Origin of the sequence: Acinetobacter legionensis (assembly GCF_048552295.1) — a bacterium.
Taxonomy (GTDB): domain Bacteria; phylum Pseudomonadota; class Gammaproteobacteria; order Pseudomonadales; family Moraxellaceae; genus Acinetobacter.
The window spans coordinates 133,534-152,850 of the sequence record NZ_JBIMCW010000001.1 but is presented as its reverse complement, the minus strand read 5'-3'; the positions used below and the strand labels follow the sequence as shown (position 1 = coordinate 152,850).

Sequence of the window (19,317 nt, the reverse complement as noted above, 5' to 3'; positions counted from 1 at the left end):
ATATTATATGAAGACTGTCTAAATGAAATTGATTGCCTAACAGCACATCTTAGCGAATATTTAGAGCCTATTCATTTTTCAAAGGGGACTTTGCTGAACATAGGCGAAAAGTATCAAGGCTCGGAGAATTGGGACAATTGGTATTTCTGCACAGTTGACAATGGATTAGAGGGGGGTGCTACTCAAATCATTGAATGGATCAATAAGCATCAAGGCGCCATGCAATAGCAGATTACACAGCGAAAGAACTCAATGTAGATCATGGCGATCTATTGGTTGGAGAAGAACAACTAAATGGCTGGATTTGGTGTAGCAGATTATCTGATGATCAGTCTGGCTGGGTGCCCTTAGAGGTGTTAAGTCAGATTTGATTGAGAACTATTTTAAGATGCTAGCTGTTTCTTCGGAAAATAGCTTCCTCAGGAAAATGACAAAGCCTGATTTTAATTAAATGATGATTATGCTTTGCTAAAATCTCTCGTTTATTCGCTACTTTGTTTTGACTTCGCGTACAGCGCCAAATTCATATTTATCAGGCCAATTACAAACATCTGACACAATACATTCATGGCATTTCGGTTTCCGTGCAATACAGCAATATCGCCCATGTAAAATTAACCAATGATGCGAGTCTATAATAAATTCTTTTGGAATCACTTTGATTAGACGATGCTCGACCTCAAGTACATTTTTTCCTACAGCAAGTCCAGTACGATTGCCAACTCGGAAGATATGCGTATCTACAGCCATTGTAGGCTGACCAAAGGCGGTATTCAGCACAACATTGGCAGTTTTGCGTCCTACACCGGGTAAAGCCTCTAAATCAGCACGATTATCTGGAACTTGGCTATTGTGCTTCTCAATCAGAATTTTACAGGCTTTAATCACATTTTCAGCTTTGGCATTATATAAACCAATGGTTTTAATATATTGTTTTAAACCGTCTACACCCAATGCATAAATCTGTTCAGGGGTATTGGCGACAGGAAATAACTTATCAGTGGCTTTGTTGACACTTATATCTGTGGCTTGAGCCGATAAAGTAACAGCAACAAGCAACTCAAATGGGTTTGAGTAATTGAGTTCTGTTTTCGGATTTGGGCGTTGCTCGCGTAATCTTTCAAAGAAAATCTGAATCTGCTTTTTGGTCATATTCTTTACAGTCATGATGCATCCTCTTGCAAAACAGATAACTGTTGAATCAATTCATTTAATTGATGTTGCTTATTTTCATCTGCTCGAACACTCAATTGTTTCTCTAATTTTTTAATTTGAGTTCGCAGCTTAGCCAATTGAATGGTGGTTTTAGCATCTGTAACAATTGGATTTTTTATTATGGGTTGGTTGATTTCAATTGTAGGTAAAGCCTGACTTTGCTGTGTTATTTGTGCAAAGAGTTCAGTGTCGATTTCTGCACGAACCACAGGGCCTTTACGATGGATGCGTAGCTTTTCTTCACGTTGAATATGGGCATAGTAACGACCACGTAAGTCATTTTGTTCTAAGAAACGTTGTTCGTCATTTGGAATAGGCTGGATGTCTTCAACTAAATCGATGCAATCTACTGGGCAAGGAGCAATACATAGTTCACACCCAGTGCATAAATCTGTAAGTATGGTATGCATTAGTTTACCAGAACCAATAATGGCATCTACAGGGCAAGCACTGATGCATTTGGTGCAACCGATACATTCATCTTCACGAATAATAGCTTTCATGCGTTGTGGGCGGCCATCGCTTTGAATTGGCCAGACACTTGGTTCAGCAACGAGTTTATTGCGATTGAGTATATCAGCAAGCGCATCTGCAACAGGTTGCCCACCTGGCACACATTTATTGGCTGCTTCACCTTTTTCTACAATAGATTTTGCATAAGGTAGACACCCATCACGGTGACCACAGAGTCCACATTGTGTTTGTGGCAAAATAGCATCTATTTGCTGAATGAAGGAAAGCGATGAATTCATGTGAATAAAACTTTAAAGAAAAATGAACAAATACTTGGTAAAAGCGAAGAATATTTTGCAATTTTAGCATGTTTTACAGTGAAAATCTTTGCTCTAATTTGGCGCTAAAAATGCGCTAATTTAGATCAAAATATTGAATAATTTTGGTTTAAAAACGCCAACAAATTGACATTTTATTTGGGGTTGATTAGAAATTATCATATTGAATTTAAATATTATTTGAAAAAACATTTGAAAAAAGGTTGTGGATTATATACAAAAGGGATTAAATACTTTGCGCCAAAATTTATCATTTTATTAAAAGGGTTGACCTTTTTTGTATCATTTTCTGCTGAGGAATGAGCGTTGAAATATAATAGCCTGAATGACTTTTTAAATTACGTTAAAGCACGTGATCCAAATCAACCAGAGTTTTTACAAGCTGTGGAAGAAGTTATGACCAGTTTGTGGCCATTTATTGAGAAAAACCCAGAGTATGCTGAGCACGGTTTGCTTGAACGTCTTGTTGAGCCAGAACGAGCGATTCAATTCCGGGTTTCATGGGTAGATGACAAGGGCCAAACTCAAGTTAACCGTGCTTTTCGTGTTCAATATAATTCTGCTATTGGTCCATTTAAAGGCGGCATGCGGTTTCACCCATCTGTAAACCTTTCTATTTTAAAATTTTTAGGTTTTGAGCAAACGTTTAAAAATGCTTTGACTACACTACCAATGGGTGGCGGTAAAGGTGGTTCTGATTTTGATCCGAAAGGCAAGTCAGACGGTGAGATCATGCGTTTTTGCCAAGCATTAATCATCGAACTATACCGTCATCTAGGTTCAAATACTGATATTCCAGCAGGGGATATTGGTGTGGGTGGCCGTGAAGTGGGTTACATGGCGGGTATGATGAAAAAGCTCAGTAACGACACTTCGTGTGTATTTACGGGTAAAGGTTCATCATTTGGTGGTTCTTTGGCTCGCCCAGAAGCAACTGGTTTTGGTACAGTTTATTTTGCTGAAGAAATGCTAAAAACTCGCGGTGAAAGCTTTAAAGATAAAACTGTGGTGATTTCAGGTTCGGGCAACGTTGCGCAGTTTGCTGCAGAAAAAGCTATTTATTTAGGCGCGAAAGTGGTTTCATTGTCTGACTCAAATGGCACGGTACATGTAAAAAATGGCTTTACCAATGAGCTTCTTGCCGAAGTGATGGAACTTAAGAACGTAAAACGTGGACGTATTTCTGAATTTGCTTCAAAACACGGTTTTGAATATTTAGAAGGTCAACGCCCTTGGTCAATTCAGTGTGATATTGCATTGCCATGTGCAACTCAAAATGAATTAAATGAAGAAGATGCAGATGTACTTCTTGCCAATGGTGTAATCTGTGTTGCTGAAGGTGCCAATATGCCTTCAACACTAGAAGCTGTAGAAAAATTTGTAGGAGCAAAAATTCTTTATGCGCCAGGTAAAGCGTCTAATGCAGGTGGTGTTGCCACCTCTGGCCTTGAAATGTCACAAAATTCGATTCGTTTGGGGTGGACATTTGAAGAAGTGGATGAGCGCTTACATGCGATTATGAAAGAAATTCACCGTAACTGTGTGAAGTATGGTACTCAAGCAGATGGCACAGTGAACTATGTAAATGGTGCAAATATTGCTGGTTTTGTAAAAGTTGCAGATGCAATGTTGGCGCAAGGCGTGTTCTAATTTCTGTTTGATTTTGAACTTAAAACCGATGCTTTTGCATCGGTTTTTTCTGAGCAATTAAAACAGTGACAAGCTTATTTTTTAGGAATCGTTTCAACAACTGAATCGAGCTCATATTGGTATTGAGACTGATCAGCGGCCGGATTGACAATTTCTGTGCGCTTGACCTTAATAATTTGATAAGACTTTGAATTATGGGTAAAGCCGTCAATAGAATCATAAAAATAACTCGCTTCTTTTTCGCTATAATTTTTTTGACCAGTTTCGCTTATTGTCAATTCACGGACTAAAAAACAGGTTTGTGGTGCAACACCAGTACAGGGTCGAATTTCAGGACTGACTTCTAAAAAAATAATTTGTGGTTGAACTGTTGTATTTGAAATTTGGGTCTCTATATGTGCAGGCGTCGGAACTTTTTGAGTTGTAGATTCTTCGCTACATGCTATGACGAGCAACGGTAAGAGCAGTAAAATGCTTGATTTGTGATTCATAGTTTTACCTTTATCGATCTTCCTAAATTAAAAATGTGCTTTCATGCAATGACTATTGATTGCTTAAGTTTCTATTATTGAGTGTTTAAATTCACTGTTATTTAACTATTGTGCAGTGTTTGGGGCTTTGCATCGATTAAAATTAAAAGGTAGACCTTAAGGTAGAAATGTTTTGATTATCTGGCTGAAAAAGCATGAAGCTGAATTAAATCTATATGTTTATATAAGTAGCTAAAATGAAAAGCTGAAGTTGAACTTCAGCTTTTCTCTACAATTATTTTAAAGTTTCACGTTCGATAATCATGTCTTGTACATAAGCGTATTTAGACTGATCAGCCGCTGGGTTTTTAATCTCATAACGTTTTACACGAACCACTTGACGTTCAGCAGGGCTATGAGTAAAGCCTTCGATATCATCATAGAAATATGTCCAATCTTTATCTACTTGCGTTTTTACACCATTATCAGCATATTTGATTTCGCGTACTTGTAAGCACTGCATTTTTCTTACACCAGCAGAACATTCTTTGGTTTCTGGGCTGATTTCTAAGAAAATTGTTTCACCTTGGCTTTGGTATTTAGTTTCAGGTGTCATTTTACCAGTAAATACAACTTTACCGCCTGTCGCATTTACCAAGGTAAGCGTTGGGTTTTCAGTATTTGCTGTATCAAGTACAAATGCTGTTTTATTCGATTGGAACAATGCCGCAGCAAAACTTTCCTGTTTCATTAATTCAGGGGAACACATCATGTTTGTTGAGGCGATATTTCCTGTTACTAATAAACCATTCTCAACTTTAGCACTTGTCATTAGTCGGTTACAGCCAGTTGCAACATTTAAACGTTGGTCTGCAAAGTTAAGTACGATGGGTTGCTTGGTATCTGCTGGTTGATAAGACCATTGATAAGCATTTAATGTTTGCTCTGCATTATCTTGTTGTTGTAATACTTTCACTGCGGTATCACCCAATTTTTGAATATCGCCAGATTGGCAAGCCGCGAGGGCTAAAGGAAGTACAGCTAATGCTAAATATTTGAATTTCATATTCTATTCACGTTTTAAAAAACTATGCATAGGATAAACCATGAAACACTAAAAGATATGGATACAATTTATTAATTCGGTTTCAATATGTATCCATATAACTAAAAGTTAAACAATAATTAACAAATTTTTATTATTCCAACTAAATTTTGATCAATTAGGTTCTTTAGTCAAAACGATAAATATCCATACCTAGCGCACCCATTGAAAAACTACTGTGGACAATACTAAAGCGGTGACCAGTGCCCATTGCAAAGAACAGAGGTGCAAAGTGTTCAAGTGTTGGGTGATTCTTCTGTAGATAAGGAATGCTATCCCATTCCAATACAGCATCATAATTACTATGATTGAGTTTGCTCACCACATAATTTCTAAATGTAGATGCCCATTCCGGGACATTCTCATCTTTGCCGTTCCATGACAATTCTCTTAAATTGTGAGTGATGCTACCTGAACCAATCAATAAAATTTGTTTTTCACGGAGTGGGGCAAGTGCTTGACCAATTTGGTAGATTTGATCAGCATGCATATTCATAGGTAAAGAAATTTCAATGACTGGAATATCTGCCTCAGGGTACATATGTAATAAAGGCATCCATACGCCATGATCACGTGGTCGAGTACTATTTGCATGTGCAGGAAGATGTGCTTCAGCCAAGAGATGCAAAATTTCTTCCGCTAATTCAGGATTTCCTGGTGCGGGATAGCGAATCTCATACAGCGCTTGAGGAAAACCACGAAAGTCATGCCATGTTTCAGGGCGTACACCTGTATTGACTTCTAAAGCCTCACTTTCCCAATGGGCAGACATCACCACGATGGCTTGTGGTTTTGGCAAATTTAGACCAAGACGATGTAGAGCAGGACCGACTTGTTCAGGATCTAGCGCAAGCATGGGAGAGCCATGTGAAATGAATAAACCTGGGAGTGTTTGTAAGTTCATATCTTTGTGCCTAAATGATCATTAAATACAGCGTGAATTGCCCATTCTAGCTAAAATGTATGCTCTCAATAAGCCTTTTATTTCAACAGACTGTTTCATCAATGCAACTTTTGCCCAATTACATGACTAGCCTGCACGATGATACGGATGATTATGATTAATACTCATCGCACGATAAAGTTGTTCAATCAGCATAACCCGAACCAATGGATGGGGCAGAGTTAGTTTTGACAGTGACCAGTGCCAAGCAGCAGCTTTTCGCACGGCTTCAGAATGCCCATCTGGTCCGCCAATGGCCAGTGCAACATCATTACCTTCAAGCATCCAGCCTTTCATGGTTTCAGCCAGCTTTTCAGTACTAAATTCACGTCCGCCTACTTCAAGTGCAATTAATACTTCATTGTGTTTCAGTTGGCTGAGAATACTATCACCCTCAATTTGGCGATATTTTAAAATATCTGCTTCTGAATCATTTTTGCCACGCTTTGCCATCGGGAGTTCAATAATTTGCGTCTGTACAAAAGGTTGGATTCTTTTGAAGTAATCTTCAAAACCAGTTAATACCCAAGCAGGCATTTTTTGACCAATGGTCAGAATACGGATTTTCATATTAACAATTTCTAACGTGGTAATTGCATCATTATAGCGCGATATTGGTTATTCTCAGGCGTACAACAAGAACTGAATGTCTAACTGCTGTTTTTTTAAATTATAGCTATACCAACACGCTTTTAAATTGGATTTATACATGCAAATAGGTTATCCAAATTTTTTAAATTTAAATTATCTTTTCATTATATTGCTCAGCTGTGTGCTTTCAACATGGAGTGTAGCCGCAGAACAACGCTATGATCAGCAAGCTGAACCTGATCGTTTAAACAGTTATTTACAACAAGTGATTCACCCACAAGCGTTTCGAAATTATCAAAATATTCAAGAGCTCGATCGAGTTGCGGCTTTCATTAAACAACAACTTGAACAGTTTGCGATTCCTTGTGAATACCAGCCTTATCAAGTCAAAGGCAAAACTTATCGAAATGTAATATGTCACTTACAAATGGGGCACGCCAAAAAAGTGATTCTTGGTGCCCATTATGATGTTTATGGGAATTTCAAAGGTGCTGATGATAATGCTTCTGGTGTGGTGGGGCTGATTGAGACAGCGCGAATTTTGGCAGTCAATAAAGCCAGTCTTAAACAGAATGTTGATTTTGTCTTTTATACTTTGGAAGAACCTCCGTATTTCCGTACTGAACATATGGGGAGTTATATTCACGCACAATCCATTTTAAAACAAAAAGATCAAATTCAAGCGGTGTATATTTTGGAAATGATTGGATATTTTGACCATAAAAATGTTCAGGATTATCCATCCGGATTAGCTCTGTTTTATCCCAAACATGGAAATTTTATTGGCGCAGTGAGTAATTTCACTTCACGTGGATTGGGTGAAAAATATTGTGATGCCATGAAAGCGTTAAAACGCCTTGATTGTCAAAGATTGATAGCGCCATCATTTGTACAAGGCGTGGATTTCTCAGATCATTTGAATTATTGGCTTTTCGATATACCTGCTATTATGATCACAGATACGGCTTTTTTTAGAAATAAGCATTATCATACCCAAGACGATACTGTTGAAAAACTCAATTTAAATAAGATGGCAGAAGTCATCAATGGTGTGGTGTATACAGTTTTACAAGACTGATATTTTTCAATCAGGTTATATCATTTGCTATTTTGATCAAAGGAGAGCTTATGCAATACGGTGCAATGCAATTGCTCTCGATGTGGATTAAGGATCGGAAAATACAGAATCAATCGGTACATACCTTAGAAGCTTATTTCCGAGATGTGGCTAACTTTATTGACTTTTGCTATGACAAGCAGATGGAGTTAAAACAAGTCGAAGCTACTGATTTAAGAGAGTATGTGGCTTATCGTGTCGAAAAAGATCAGCTTTCAACCAGTAGTTTACAACGGCATTTAACTTCAATTCGTCAGTTTATGAAGTGGGCTAAACAGGGTGATTATTTAGAAATCAATGCAGCTGATGATTTTCAGATAAAGCGGCAATCTCGACCATTACCAGGGATGATTGATATTGAAACGGTCAATCAGATTATGGATCAGCCCGAGCCTGAAAAGCCTGGAGAAAAGCAGTTGTGGTTACGAGATAAAGCTATTCTGGAATTGCTCTATTCCAGTGGCTTACGCTTGGCAGAAGTGCAAAGTTTAACTATACGGGATATTGATTTTACCCGCCATTTATTGCGTATCACGGGTAAGGGGAATAAAACTCGAATTGTACCTTTTGGCTCTAAAGCGAGAGAGAGTCTGATTGAATGGTTAAAAATTTATCGAATCTGGCAGGGGGAGTTTAGCCCTGAGTCTTTGGTATTTATTACCCAACGCGGCACAAGTATTACCCCACGTCAGATTGAAAATCGAGTCAAATATCAAGCACTACGTGCAGGGGTAAATGTTGATTTACACCCACATTTATTGCGCCACTGTTTTGCCAGTCATATGTTATCCAATAGTGGAGATCTGCGTGCAGTGCAAGAAATGCTAGGACATAGCAATTTAACCACGACACAGATTTATACCCATGTCGATTTTGATCATCTGGCACAAGTCTATGATCAAGCGCATCCAAGAGCTGCTGCATCGAAAATAAAAGATTGACCTTGCATATAAGGCTTTATTAAGCGTTGATCTTTGTATTTTGTAATGAATAGACCTGCTGAGAAGTACTGTTAGTTTTTGATAAAATGCACAGCGCTTAAACACATTTAGCACAGAAAAAAGTCGAATAGATAATTGTTTTTAAAAATGCTCTCATGTATATCTAGGTTTCTTATTTATTCAATACATTTCTATTGATTCAATTTTGCAGAAAAATTAGGTCTTTCAATGATCCCTGAACTTGAACAAAAATATAAGCAACTGACTGACGCTCAAAAAGAAATTTTTAAGGGCTATGGCTTACGTCAAATTAAACATTTTGTAGAATTCAGCCTTCCCAAAATTGAGGCAACGTTACCGCAAGAAGGAAAAGTATTGGGTATCAATGCTGAGGGTAAAGTTCAAGCTGTAAATACAGCAACTAATCAGACCTATTTATGGATATCAGACCAACAATGGCAAGCGGCCCAAACAGTGTCTAATCATATTGATTTAAAAGAAGACTTTATTGAGATTTGGCAAGTGCTGGAGCTCAAAAATCAAGATTTGATTGATTTAAGCCATATTCATCGTGATTTTTTAGCAAGCATGGCGAAATAGTTCAATACTCAAATTGAAAATCTTGTTTTTGGATTCTATAGAGCTTCTCTTCATGTAGTGGATGGTGCTCATCAAAATCAGGATGCAGAAAGTCATGAGAAAAGCTCATTCCAATTTTTTTCATGACATTTTGCGACGCAAAATTATGTTTAGATGTAAATGCAACAATTTCTTGAAAATTCAGTTCTTCAAATGCAAATCTTAGACAAGCTTGAGCTGCCTCAGTTGCATAGCCTTTATTCCAAAATTTTGGATCAAGCCGCCACCCGATTTCTATACATGGTGAAAATTCAAATTTTGAGGGTTGTTGATGTAGTCCCACACATCCAATAAATTCTTGGGTTTCAATCAATTCAACAGCCCAAAGTCCCCAGCCTTTGATTTCGATTAAATATTTAATCTGATTTGCCAGTTCGTCACTTTGCTCACGATTTAAAATTTTTGGGAAAAATTGCATCACTTCAGGGTTTGCTGTGATTTTTGCAAATGCATCGTAATCAGAAGCTTGCCATTGTCGAAGTAAAAGACGATCTGTACATAATTCATAAATCATTTTTATTGAATATCCTGATTAAAGCACTACTTAAGTAGAAGAGGGGAGAATTTTTAGCGTATTGCCTCAGTCAAATTTTCACCTATGATATATAATTTTACATCGTCTAAGATAATCCGCATATTGACCAGCGTTACAGCTTTGGATTTTGTATACGGTAAAGTACATGTTCAGCCAAAGCATGGTTTTTGTCTAAAACGGGATGCATAAAGTTCTCGACATAATCCATACCAAGTCGTTGCATTACTTTTTCCGAAGCTTGATTCAGTACAGTTGTGAACGAAACAACCTGTTCCAAAGCCAATTTTTCAAATGCAAACTTTAAACATTGCTGAGCGGCTTCCGTTGCATAACCTTGATGCCAATATTGCTGTGCCAAGCGCCAACCAATTTCAACACAAGGAGAGAAAGTAAATTTTTCCGCTTGATTGGCTAGACCCACAAAACCGATAAATTGCTGATTTTCTTTTAACTCAACCGCCCAAAATCCCCAACCATATTCAGTAATTGTGTCTTGAAATCGACCTGCCAAAAGGTCACTTTCATTTTTTGACAAGGCCGCTGGAAAATACCGCATAACATCTGGATCAGCATTTAAATCTGCAAAAACATCAAAATCACGAACTTGCCATTGTCTAAGAATAAGTCTAGGTGTTTCTAATTGAACGGGGGGAGTAAATGTTTTCATATTCACCTAATGCGTATTTTTGAATTATAAATCTTCAAGAGGTAGCTGAAAGCTTTGTTTAATGATTTGACTTGGGACATCGGTTTTTACACTGGTAATACCATTCTTCTTGGTCAAATGTGTCGACTGAAATTTACGGTAGCTTTCTAAATCGGGGACGACCACTTTTAACATCGCATCACATTCACCCAGAATAATATAACACTCCATGACCTGAGGCAGTTCTTTCATTGCTTCAATAAAGGTATCAATGGTTTCAGCATCTTGTCCTAACAGCCAGATTCTTGAGAATAGTATCAATTGAAATCCAATTTTTTGTGGATCCACCACTGTTGTATAGTTTTGGATGACTTTAGCTTCTTCTAAGAGTCGAATTCGTCTCAGACATGATGAGGGCGAGAGCCCAATCTCACGAGCCAAATCATTATTTTGGATTCGGCCATTGGCTTGTAAAGCCCGAATGATATTTTTATCAATACGATCTAGTTTGATTAGAATAGTCTTAGATGAAATTTTCATAAATTAGAATTTAATTCGAAAAATAATCATTATTATAGAATATTTGAAATCCTATTTTAAGCATTTTAAAAGATACTGTTTTCTTCTCGCAGTCAAACTTCAGAAAGGGAAAAGAGATGTCTGTATTTGTACTTTTTGCCTTAACGGTACTTCCGTTAATTTTCACACCAGGACCAGATATGTTATTTATCCTGTCACAAGTGATAGGTAAAGATGCGAAAGCAGGCATGATGGCGACAATCGGTATTTGTTCTGGCTATCTGGTTCATTCGATTCTGGTTGCGCTTGGAATTGCTGCAATTATTGTTTCATTCCCAGTATTGTTTGAGACGATTCGATATTTGGGGATCGCCTATTTATTGTATTTGGCATTTCATTTGATTAAATCAGTATTTAGCCCAAAGGCATTACGTATTGAACAGAAAGCAGTTTCAAATCCTATTCGCAAAGGCTTTGTTACGGCATTGTTGAATCCAAAAGGCATGTTGATCTATTTTGCGATTTTGCCACAATTTATCGATAAATCAGGCAACACCGTGTTTCAAGGCTTGGCTTTGTCAGCAATTTTTATTGCTTTGATTTTCTTGGTGTATTGTGGTTTGAGTCTTTTGATTGCTCAATTGACCAAAAAGCAGCACATCAATGAGCGTAAGCAAAAATGGATTGATGGTGGTTCAGGGACTTTGTTGACTATTGCAGCCGCATGGTTATTGGTAAATTAATCCAAGCAGAAACAAACGGGTAATTCTGAAAAGAAGCCCGTTTTTGTATATTTAGTATTTTGTTACAAGTTTAATGCCAAAAAGTTCACAAATTTAATCAATAAACATACTTAGAAAAATTGCTGATTCTGTCTAAAATGACAGAGTGTAGCAGTATCGATGAACGGGTGGTGTCATCCCTTTGATTGATTGATAATTTATCTTAATTTTTTTGATTATTTATACAGAATCTATACAAATAATGTTATTTATCAATATATAAATATTGTCGAAATAGTAGCCTTATGTGTCTAAGTTAAAATATTTAGAAAAAATGTGAACTGTACGTTCAAGCTTTTTTATGACTTTTTACAGCAGTTTTGCGAATTGTGACTTGACCGAAATGCCAATCACATTGCAAGATAGGACACCTAAATAATTTTAAATGAAGCGTTATTATAACTCTTCTTAACATTTACTTTTGCTAAAACAGCCGAGGATTACATGAAGGCTCTTGTTGCTGTAAAACGTGTGGTTGATGCCAACGTTAAAGTTCGCGTTAAACCGGACAATAGTGGGGTAGACCTTACTAACGTTAAAATGTCAATTAACCCATTCGATGAAATCGCAGTTGAAGAAGCGGTTCGCTTAAAAGAAAAAGGAACAGTTTCAGAAATCGTTGTTGTTTCTATTGGACCAAAAGAAGCGCAAGAACAAATTCGTTCTGCTATGGCGCTCGGTGCAGATCGCGGTATTTTAGTTGAGGCTGATGACAGTCAACTTGGCGCTTTAGAAGTTGCTAAAATCCTAAAAGCTGTTGTTGAACAAGAACAACCACAACTTGTGCTTTTAGGTAAGCAAGCAATTGATGACGACTCTAACCAAGTTGGTCAAATGTTGGGGGCTTTACTTGGCGCTGGTCAAGGTACATTTGCTTCTGTAGTAACTGTAAATGGCGATAAAGTTCAAGTAACTCGTGAAGTTGACGGCGGTTTACAAACTGTTGAGTTAAATACTCCAGCGATCATTACCACTGACTTACGTTTGAATGAGCCACGTTATGCTGCGCTTCCAAACATTATGAAAGCACGTAAAAAGCCACTTGATACGAAAACTCCTGCAGATTTCGGTGTTACAGCAACTTCTAAACTTAAAACAGTTAAAGTTGAACCACCTGCAGAGCGTAAAGCTGGTGTACAAGTGAAGTCTGTAGACGAGCTTGTTGAAAAACTTAAAAATGAAGCGAAAGTGATCTAATACAGAAGGATAAAATCATGAGTATTTTAGTTATCGCTGAGCACGACAATAAGACACTTAACGGTGCAACTTTAAACGTTGTTGCTGCGGCTCAAAAAATCGGTGGTGATATCACTGTATTGGTTGCAGGTTCTGGTGCTCAAGCAGTTGCAGATGCTGCTGCGAAAGTTGCTGGTGTAAGCAAAGTTTTGCTTGCTGACGATGCAGCTTATGCAAACCAATTGGCTGAAAACGTAGCGAAACTTGTTGCTGAATTAGGTAAAGGTTATTCACATATCCTTGCTGCTTCAACAACAACAGGTAAGAACATCTTGCCACGCGCTGCTGCACTTTTAGACTCAAGCATGATCACTGACATCATTGCTGTTGAAGGTCCTAAAACTTTCAAACGTCCAATTTATGCAGGTAATGCAATTGCTACAGTTCAATCTGACGAAGCAATTGTTCTTGCAACTGTACGTGGTACAGCTTTTGATCCTGTTGCTGCTGAAGGCGGTTCAGCTGCAGTTGAATCAGCGGCTTCTACAGGTGATGCAGGTATTTCTAAGTTCATTTCTGAAGAAATTGTGAAATCAGAACGTCCTGAATTAACTGCTGCGCGTATCGTTGTATCGGGTGGTCGTGGTGTTGGTTCTGGTGAGAACTATCATAAAGTACTTGACCCACTTGCTGACAAGCTGAGTGCAGCTCAAGGTGCTTCACGTGCTGCGGTTGATGCTGGCTTCGTTCCTAACGATATGCAAGTTGGTCAAACTGGTAAAATCGTTGCGCCTGATCTCTACATCGCTGTAGGTATTTCTGGTGCGATCCAGCATTTGGCAGGTATGAAAGATTCTAAAGTGATTGTTGCAATCAACAAAGATGAAGAAGCACCAATCAATGCTGTAGCTGACTACTGGTTAGTTGGTGATTTGAATACTGTTGTTCCTGAATTAGTTTCTAAGCTTTAATTCTCGAATTAAGTTTCAAAAAACGCGCTTAGGATTTCCTAAGTGCGTTTTTTTTTCAAATTTATTGATTAAATAGATGGATTGTATGTGCGGATAAATAAAGTCGTGGTGGTGGGTTATTCTCTATGCTAATAAAGAAACTCTGAGTAGCTTCTCTCATAAGACCTTTTTTTATAGTGTAAATCAATTTAAAAGCTCCTTTATGGTCATTTTTCCCATAGGTATAAGGAACCTTGCAAAACTAATACGATTCAAGCTACATGATCTTTTCTTGATTTATAAAAGGGATTTTTAAACATAAGGTATCATAAAATAAAAACAGTGATCAAAAATGCTATTTTCATTTTTTCTGATATTAATTCTTACGTCTAAGGTACTGTAATTTGAGTGGTTATTTTATCTATAATTAATTGATATAAATAGTTAAGTTTTTTAAGGAATATTGCGAGAGAGAATGAGTAGATAAATGCCTTGAAGTCTAATTTTAAACCCTATAAGATCAAATGATAAACATAATTAAATTTTCAATCGTATACTGACAACATGCAGAAAATTCCAGTTTAAATCAGTTGTTACAGACACAAACATATCCTTTAACTCTGTAGCTGTTTTTCACCATTTTTTTAATTCTATATTTGTTGGCGCATTAGACTGGCTGATTCTGTCATTTTAGACGCTGTGTTTTTCCATTACTGCTCAATTCCATATCATCTCACCTAGAATACCTATAAATATGAAGTGTCCCAAATGTTACGCTGAGAATATCAATGAAGCCATGAAATGTGGTATTTGTGGTACTCGTTTAAAACATGTTAAACAGACTAACGATTTAACAGGCAATAGTAATGTTGAATTTTCTGTACGCCGTGAAAATAAGCAGGGACAGTCAAATCCCACGCATAATATAAAACCTCGACAGACTCCGCCGAACAATGAAACAGAAAGCAATCAGCATGCTTCTGTAGGAGATAAGGCGAGTGCATTACTTGAATCATGGCAGCAGAAAGTTGCACATACTCAAAGAGAGTCTCAGAATCAGCCTAAAAAGAAAAATTTTAAAATTGTCTGGATACTTTTAGCTGTATTTTTGTTTGGTCCGGCAGTGCTTGGGGTTATTTCAAGTGTCGTTATTCCTATCGTGATGTCTGTAATTGGGGCATCCAATCAAGATGAGGCTGCGATCACAGATGAAGCACTTCCTGCAAGCGAAGAGGTGGTGTCTAATGAATATCAAGCGCGTTATTTTGATATGCAAGCTTATCAAGCGCGCTTAACAGAGTATTATGATGTCAAGCATCGTTTTGCAACGAGCCTAAAAGATATTGAAAAGTTTGAACAGACTCAGTTTAGTGATTTTATTTTTGATCAAATTGAAATTACACAGCAAGGAGTTCTAGTGGGTAAATTCACTGATACTCCTGCAAGTCGAATATATATGGTTCCACAGCTTGAAAATAATAAAATTCATGATTGGCAATGTTATCGTGTAGCAATCAGTGATGATTTGCTGCAACACTGTGAATTGATTCAGGCAGATCCATATAAATGATAGAAATTCACAAAACTCTATATTTGGAAGTGTTTAGATTTTTCTGATCAGTGGAGTTAGACTCCGTATTGCTTTGCTCATATTTTTTGCCATATTGGATTTTATAGGGCAATTTTCAAGTTTGAGTTTTTTAATCTATCCGAAGCAAAACTGTTTGATGTGATTTATTTTTTACTAATAAACATAACAAAAATAGTCAATGAAGCACATCATTGGGTATGATTGGATAGAAAAAATCTAGGTTTCGAGATAAAAATACTCATTCATTTATAAATTTAACGATGCTTAATTGAGTGGACAATCAGGCGTTTTTTTATTGTCAATAAATCGTTAAAATTGTTTAAAAATACTACAAAAAATCATGATTATAGTGTGGTTGGATAGGCACAAAATCGCTTGGTTTTATGCTATACTGTGCGACTGAATTTTAGATTTTGGCTCAACGCTTTTTGAGCTAAATTTTGACTAGCTAGATTATATAAATGAGCAGTAGCAGTTTGCACTGTTTGTAATAAGGAGTATGCATGAGCGTATCGGAAATTAGACCGATTGCCATTGAGGATGAACTAAAAAGCTCATATCTCGATTATGCCATGAGTGTTATTGTATCTCGTGCATTACCAGACGTGAGAGATGGTTTAAAACCTGTTCATCGTCGTGTGCTGTTCGCTATGCACGAGTTAGGCAACGACTATAACAAAGCCTATAAAAAATCTGCACGTGTTGTTGGTGACGTAATCGGTAAATATCACCCACATGGTGATTCAGCTGTTTATGAAACAATTGTTCGTATGGCTCAAGATTTTAGTCTACGTTATCAATTGGTTGATGGTCAGGGTAACTTTGGTTCTGTCGATGGTGACAGCGCAGCAGCAATGCGTTATACCGAAGTGCGTATGCGTAAGCTCACCCATGAAATGTTAGCTGACTTGGAAAAAGATACAGTCGAGTGGGAAGATAACTACGATGGCTCTGAGCGTATTCCTCAGGTTATGCCAACACGTATTCCTAACTTACTGATCAATGGTGTGACAGGTATTGCTGTCGGTATGGCGACCAACATGGCGCCACACAACATGACAGAAGTAGTTAATGCATGTTTGGCTTATGCAAATAATCCAAACATCTCAATTGAAGGGTTGATGGAATATATTTCTGGTCCAGATTTCCCTACAGGCGGCATTATCTATGGTAAATCAGGAATTGTAGATGCTTACCGTACGGGTAAAGGTCGTTTGCATATTCGTGGTAAATACCATTTTGAAGAAGATCAAAAAACTGGTCGTACGACGATTGTTTTCACTGAAATTCCTTATCAGGTCAATAAAGCAAGAACCATTGAACGTATTGCTGAATTGGTCAAAGAGAAAAAACTTGAAGGTATTTCAGAACTTCGAGACGAATCTGATAAAGACGGGATGCGTATTGCAATTGACTTAAAGCGTGGCGAAAACGCTGAAGTTATTGTTAATAACTTATTTTTAAATACTCAACTTGAAAATTCATTCAGTATCAACATGGTTTGCTTGGATAATGGCCAACCTAAACTGATGAATTTAAAAGACATCATTGCGGCATTTATTCGTCACCGTCAAGAAGTGGTGACGCGCCGTACCATGTTTGAATTACGTAAAGCGCGTGAACGTGGTCATATCTTAGAAGGTTTGACTGTTGCTTTAGCCAATATTGATGAAATCATCGAAACCATTAAGACTTCTGCGAATCCAGCTGAAGCACGTGAGCGTTTACTTGCTGGCGAATGGGCGGGTGGAAATGTTGTTGCATTGCTAGAAAAAGCGGGTGCAATTTCAGTTCGCCCAGATGAGATTGAAGGTGAAGATCCAAGTCGTCCATTTGGTTTAGACGGTCAGCTTTATCGTTTATCTCCAGCTCAAGTTGGTGCAATTTTAGAATTACGTTTACATCGTTTAACAGGGCTTGAACAAGATAAATTACAAGCTGAATATTCTGAAATTTTAGCTCAAATTGCTGAACTTACCGCAATTTTAAATGACTTCAATCTTTTGATGAATGTGATTCGTGAAGAACTTGCATTGGTTCTTCAACAATATGGCGATGCACGTAAAACGGATATTGTTGAATCACGTATTGATTTCTCTCGTGAAGATTTGATTCCAGAAGAGCAAGTTGTTTTAACTGTTTCAAAAACAGGGTATGCAAAAACGCAACCATTGTCTGATTATGCTGCACAGCGCCGTGGTGGACGTGGTAAATCTGCAACTTCGATGAAAGAAGACGATTATATTCAACATTTAATTGTGACATCGAACCATGCAACTGTATTGTGCTTTACCAATGTAGGTAAAGTTTATCGCTTAAGAGTATTTGAAGTACCTCAAGCGTCACGTGGTGCAAAAGGTCGCCCAATGGTGAACTTATTACCACTGGATGCAGAAGAGACCATTACAGCGATTCTTCCTGTTATCGATGCACCGAAGAAATTTACAGAGCGTTTAACAGAGTTTAGAACTTTTGTCCGTGCCAACGTTGCTCAACTGCGTCAAAATACAATTATCGACTCACATTATGAAGCACTAAAAGCTGCGTTTGCAGATCTTGGTGAAAATCCAGATGACTTATCAGATGCTTTACGTAAGCAACTCAAAGAAATTGGTATTGAACTTTCTGCTTCTGATCTTGATGATGAATTAATCGCTGAATTTGCTGAACGTGTAGAAAGTGTTCGTAAAAACTTCTATGTATTTATGGCAACAGCATCAGGTACAGTAAAACGTGTTGAATTAGAGCAGTTTGGTAATGTTCGTTCAAATGGTTTACGTGCGATTGAGTTGAAAGAAGAAGATACTTTAATTGGTGTTGCAATTACTGATGGCGAACAGCAAATCATGTTGTTCTCGAATGAAGGTAAAGCAATCCGTTTCTCTGAAACTGATGCTCGTGTGATGGGTCGTACTGCGAAAGGTGTTCGTGGTATGCGTGTGGCATTGGCTGCGGCACAAACAGAAGAAGATGTTGAAGTTGATGTAGATTCAGATGATGAAGATACTATAGATTCGAATACCAATGTGGTTAGCCGAATCGTTTCGTTAGTTGTTGTACCAGAAACTGGCGAAGTATTATGTGCTTCTGCAAATGGTTATGGTAAACGTACACCAGTAGATGACTTCCCAACTAAAAAACGTGGTGGTAAAGGTGTTATTGCAATTAAAACATCTGAACGTAATGGTGAGTTAGTGGGTGCTGTTGCCATCGATGAATCTAAAGAATTAATGTTGATTTCTGATGGTGGAACACTGGTTCGTACCCGTGCTTCTGAAGTAGCGAGAACAGGTCGTAATGCCCAAGGTGTTCGTTTGATCCGCTTAGGTAATGAAGAAGTCTTGGTCGGTGTGGTTGCGGTTGAAGCTGTCGAAGCTGATGATGAGATTATCGATCAGTTAGATGTAATTGAAGGCGAGACTACTTTAGAGTCAGAGAGTTTAATTGATTCAGAAAAATTAGTTGATGATGAAACCGTTATGGATCAAGTTGAGACTGAGTCTAATAATACTGAATCTGACGAGTAATTTTTAGAGAAATAAAAAGAGCGCTTAGGCGCTCTTTTTTTGTATTCTGATCAAGCTTATAAAATCTACAGTTCTGTTTAAATCTTATGAATTGAGCTAACGATACATAGCTTTTTTCTAACGAAAACC

Annotated in this window: 18 protein-coding genes; 9 read left to right on the top strand and 9 right to left on the bottom strand. The window is 37.6% G+C overall.

Annotated features, from left to right (window positions below; all coding sequences use genetic code 11):
* Nucleotides 1-489: 489 nt before the first annotated feature.
* Both nth and ACG916_RS00685 read right to left on the bottom strand, forming a co-directional pair.
* Nucleotides 490-1,167, bottom strand: a complete 678-nt coding sequence (gene nth, locus ACG916_RS00690) for an endonuclease III (protein ID WP_336951781.1) — start codon at nt 1,165-1,167, stop codon at nt 490-492.
* Nucleotides 1,164-1,967 (bottom strand): RnfABCDGE type electron transport complex subunit B, encoded by an 804-nt coding sequence (locus ACG916_RS00685; protein WP_336951780.1) that lies wholly within the window; start codon nt 1,965-1,967, stop codon nt 1,164-1,166. The genes nth and ACG916_RS00685 overlap by 4 nt, the downstream gene beginning before the upstream one ends.
* 345 nt (nt 1,968-2,312) lie before the next feature.
* Here ACG916_RS00685 and gdhA point away from each other — a divergent pair, with 345 nt between their 5' ends.
* Nucleotides 2,313-3,656 (top strand): NADP-specific glutamate dehydrogenase, encoded by a 1,344-nt coding sequence (gene gdhA / locus ACG916_RS00680; protein ID WP_419327157.1) that lies wholly within the window; start codon nt 2,313-2,315, stop codon nt 3,654-3,656.
* 74 nt (nt 3,657-3,730) lie between these two features.
* Here gdhA and ACG916_RS00675 read toward each other — a convergent pair whose 3' ends face one another.
* From ACG916_RS00675 to rlmH, 4 genes are all read right to left on the bottom strand, one after another.
* Nucleotides 3,731-4,147, bottom strand: a complete 417-nt coding sequence (locus ACG916_RS00675; protein ID WP_336951778.1) for a DUF4377 domain-containing protein — start codon at nt 4,145-4,147, stop codon at nt 3,731-3,733.
* Nucleotides 4,148-4,421: 274 nt separating this feature from the next.
* Nucleotides 4,422-5,192, bottom strand: a complete 771-nt coding sequence (locus ACG916_RS00670) for a DUF4377 domain-containing protein (protein ID WP_419327158.1) — start codon at nt 5,190-5,192, stop codon at nt 4,422-4,424.
* Between the two features lie 166 nt (nt 5,193-5,358).
* Complete coding sequence (locus ACG916_RS00665; protein WP_004717246.1) at nt 5,359-6,135, bottom strand: dioxygenase family protein; 777 nt, start codon at nt 6,133-6,135, stop codon at nt 5,359-5,361.
* A gap of 126 nt (nt 6,136-6,261) precedes the next feature.
* Nucleotides 6,262-6,744: a 23S rRNA (pseudouridine(1915)-N(3))-methyltransferase RlmH gene (rlmH, locus tag ACG916_RS00660; protein ID WP_336951776.1), complete on the bottom strand. Its 483-nt coding sequence runs from the start codon at nt 6,742-6,744 to the stop codon at nt 6,262-6,264.
* A 139-nt stretch (nt 6,745-6,883) separates the two neighbouring features.
* Here rlmH and ACG916_RS00655 point away from each other — a divergent pair, with 139 nt between their 5' ends.
* From ACG916_RS00655 to ACG916_RS00645, 3 genes are all read left to right on the top strand, one after another.
* Nucleotides 6,884-7,843, top strand: coding sequence for a M28 family peptidase (locus ACG916_RS00655; RefSeq protein ID WP_419327159.1), 960 nt, complete (start codon nt 6,884-6,886; stop codon nt 7,841-7,843).
* An 80-nt stretch (nt 7,844-7,923) separates the two neighbouring features.
* Entirely contained in the window at nt 7,924-8,823 is a 900-nt protein-coding gene (locus tag ACG916_RS00650; protein ID WP_336952130.1) for a tyrosine recombinase XerC, read from the top strand.
* Nucleotides 8,824-9,051: 228 nt separating this feature from the next.
* Nucleotides 9,052-9,423 carry a hypothetical protein gene (locus tag ACG916_RS00645; RefSeq protein ID WP_004717237.1) on the top strand — a complete coding sequence of 124 codons (372 nt, stop codon included), beginning with the start codon at nt 9,052-9,054 and terminating at the stop codon, nt 9,421-9,423.
* 1 nt (nt 9,424) lies between these two features.
* Here ACG916_RS00645 and ACG916_RS00640 read toward each other — a convergent pair whose 3' ends face one another.
* The 3 genes from ACG916_RS00640 to ACG916_RS00630 all read right to left on the bottom strand — a co-directional run bounded on the left by ACG916_RS00640 (nt 9,425) and on the right by ACG916_RS00630 (nt 11,183).
* Entirely contained in the window at nt 9,425-9,976 is a 552-nt protein-coding gene (locus tag ACG916_RS00640) for a GNAT family N-acetyltransferase (protein ID WP_336951774.1), read from the bottom strand.
* A 133-nt stretch (nt 9,977-10,109) separates the two neighbouring features.
* Entirely contained in the window at nt 10,110-10,664 is a 555-nt protein-coding gene (locus ACG916_RS00635; protein WP_336951773.1) for a GNAT family N-acetyltransferase, read from the bottom strand.
* A 24-nt stretch (nt 10,665-10,688) separates the two neighbouring features.
* A complete protein-coding gene (locus ACG916_RS00630) occupies nt 10,689-11,183 on the bottom strand; it encodes an Lrp/AsnC family transcriptional regulator (RefSeq protein WP_336951772.1) in 495 nt (164 codons plus the stop codon).
* Between the two features lie 116 nt (nt 11,184-11,299).
* On the opposite strand from ACG916_RS00630, the gene ACG916_RS00625 reads away from it, so the two are divergent.
* The 5 genes from ACG916_RS00625 to gyrA all read left to right on the top strand — a co-directional run bounded on the left by ACG916_RS00625 (nt 11,300) and on the right by gyrA (nt 19,188).
* On the top strand, nt 11,300-11,905 hold the full coding sequence (locus ACG916_RS00625; protein ID WP_419327160.1) for a LysE family translocator: 606 nt from the start codon (nt 11,300-11,302) through the stop codon (nt 11,903-11,905).
* Nucleotides 11,906-12,388: 483 nt separating this feature from the next.
* Entirely contained in the window at nt 12,389-13,141 is a 753-nt protein-coding gene (locus ACG916_RS00620) for an electron transfer flavoprotein subunit beta/FixA family protein (RefSeq protein WP_004823176.1), read from the top strand.
* Nucleotides 13,142-13,158: 17 nt separating this feature from the next.
* Nucleotides 13,159-14,091 carry an FAD-binding protein gene (locus ACG916_RS00615; protein ID WP_004717227.1) on the top strand — a complete coding sequence of 311 codons (933 nt, stop codon included), beginning with the start codon at nt 13,159-13,161 and terminating at the stop codon, nt 14,089-14,091.
* 733 nt (nt 14,092-14,824) lie between these two features.
* Entirely contained in the window at nt 14,825-15,640 is an 816-nt protein-coding gene (locus tag ACG916_RS00610; RefSeq protein WP_336951770.1) for a zinc ribbon domain-containing protein, read from the top strand.
* A gap of 524 nt (nt 15,641-16,164) precedes the next feature.
* Complete coding sequence (gene gyrA / locus ACG916_RS00605; RefSeq protein ID WP_336951769.1) at nt 16,165-19,188, top strand: DNA gyrase subunit A; 3,024 nt, start codon at nt 16,165-16,167, stop codon at nt 19,186-19,188.
* Nucleotides 19,189-19,317: the final 129 nt, after the last annotated feature.

Bases quoted from the DNA above. Each gene is read 5' to 3' on its own strand.
- ACG916_RS00670 (WP_419327158.1), bottom strand. From the start codon at position 5,192: ATGAAATTCAAATATTTAGCATTAGCTGTACTTCCTTTAGCCCTCGCG.
- ACG916_RS00610 (WP_336951770.1), top strand. From the start codon at position 14,825: ATGAAGTGTCCCAAATGTTACGCTGAGAATATCAATGAAGCCATGAAA.
- gyrA (WP_336951769.1), top strand. From the start codon at position 16,165: ATGAGCGTATCGGAAATTAGACCGATTGCCATTGAGGATGAACTAAAA.
- ACG916_RS00650 (WP_336952130.1), top strand. From the start codon at position 7,924: ATGTGGATTAAGGATCGGAAAATACAGAATCAATCGGTACATACCTTA.
- ACG916_RS00625 (WP_419327160.1), top strand. From the start codon at position 11,300: ATGTCTGTATTTGTACTTTTTGCCTTAACGGTACTTCCGTTAATTTTC.
- ACG916_RS00685 (WP_336951780.1), bottom strand. From the start codon at position 1,967: ATGAATTCATCGCTTTCCTTCATTCAGCAAATAGATGCTATTTTGCCA.
- ACG916_RS00645 (WP_004717237.1), top strand. From the start codon at position 9,052: ATGATCCCTGAACTTGAACAAAAATATAAGCAACTGACTGACGCTCAA.
- ACG916_RS00665 (WP_004717246.1), bottom strand. From the start codon at position 6,135: ATGAACTTACAAACACTCCCAGGTTTATTCATTTCACATGGCTCTCCC.
- ACG916_RS00630 (WP_336951772.1), bottom strand. From the start codon at position 11,183: ATGAAAATTTCATCTAAGACTATTCTAATCAAACTAGATCGTATTGAT.
- ACG916_RS00615 (WP_004717227.1), top strand. From the start codon at position 13,159: ATGAGTATTTTAGTTATCGCTGAGCACGACAATAAGACACTTAACGGT.
- rlmH (WP_336951776.1), bottom strand. From the start codon at position 6,744: ATGAAAATCCGTATTCTGACCATTGGTCAAAAAATGCCTGCTTGGGTA.
- nth (WP_336951781.1), bottom strand. From the start codon at position 1,167: ATGACTGTAAAGAATATGACCAAAAAGCAGATTCAGATTTTCTTTGAA.
- ACG916_RS00635 (WP_336951773.1), bottom strand. From the start codon at position 10,664: ATGAAAACATTTACTCCCCCCGTTCAATTAGAAACACCTAGACTTATT.
- ACG916_RS00640 (WP_336951774.1), bottom strand. From the start codon at position 9,976: ATGATTTATGAATTATGTACAGATCGTCTTTTACTTCGACAATGGCAA.
- ACG916_RS00620 (WP_004823176.1), top strand. From the start codon at position 12,389: ATGAAGGCTCTTGTTGCTGTAAAACGTGTGGTTGATGCCAACGTTAAA.
- ACG916_RS00655 (WP_419327159.1), top strand. From the start codon at position 6,884: ATGCAAATAGGTTATCCAAATTTTTTAAATTTAAATTATCTTTTCATT.
- ACG916_RS00675 (WP_336951778.1), bottom strand. From the start codon at position 4,147: ATGAATCACAAATCAAGCATTTTACTGCTCTTACCGTTGCTCGTCATA.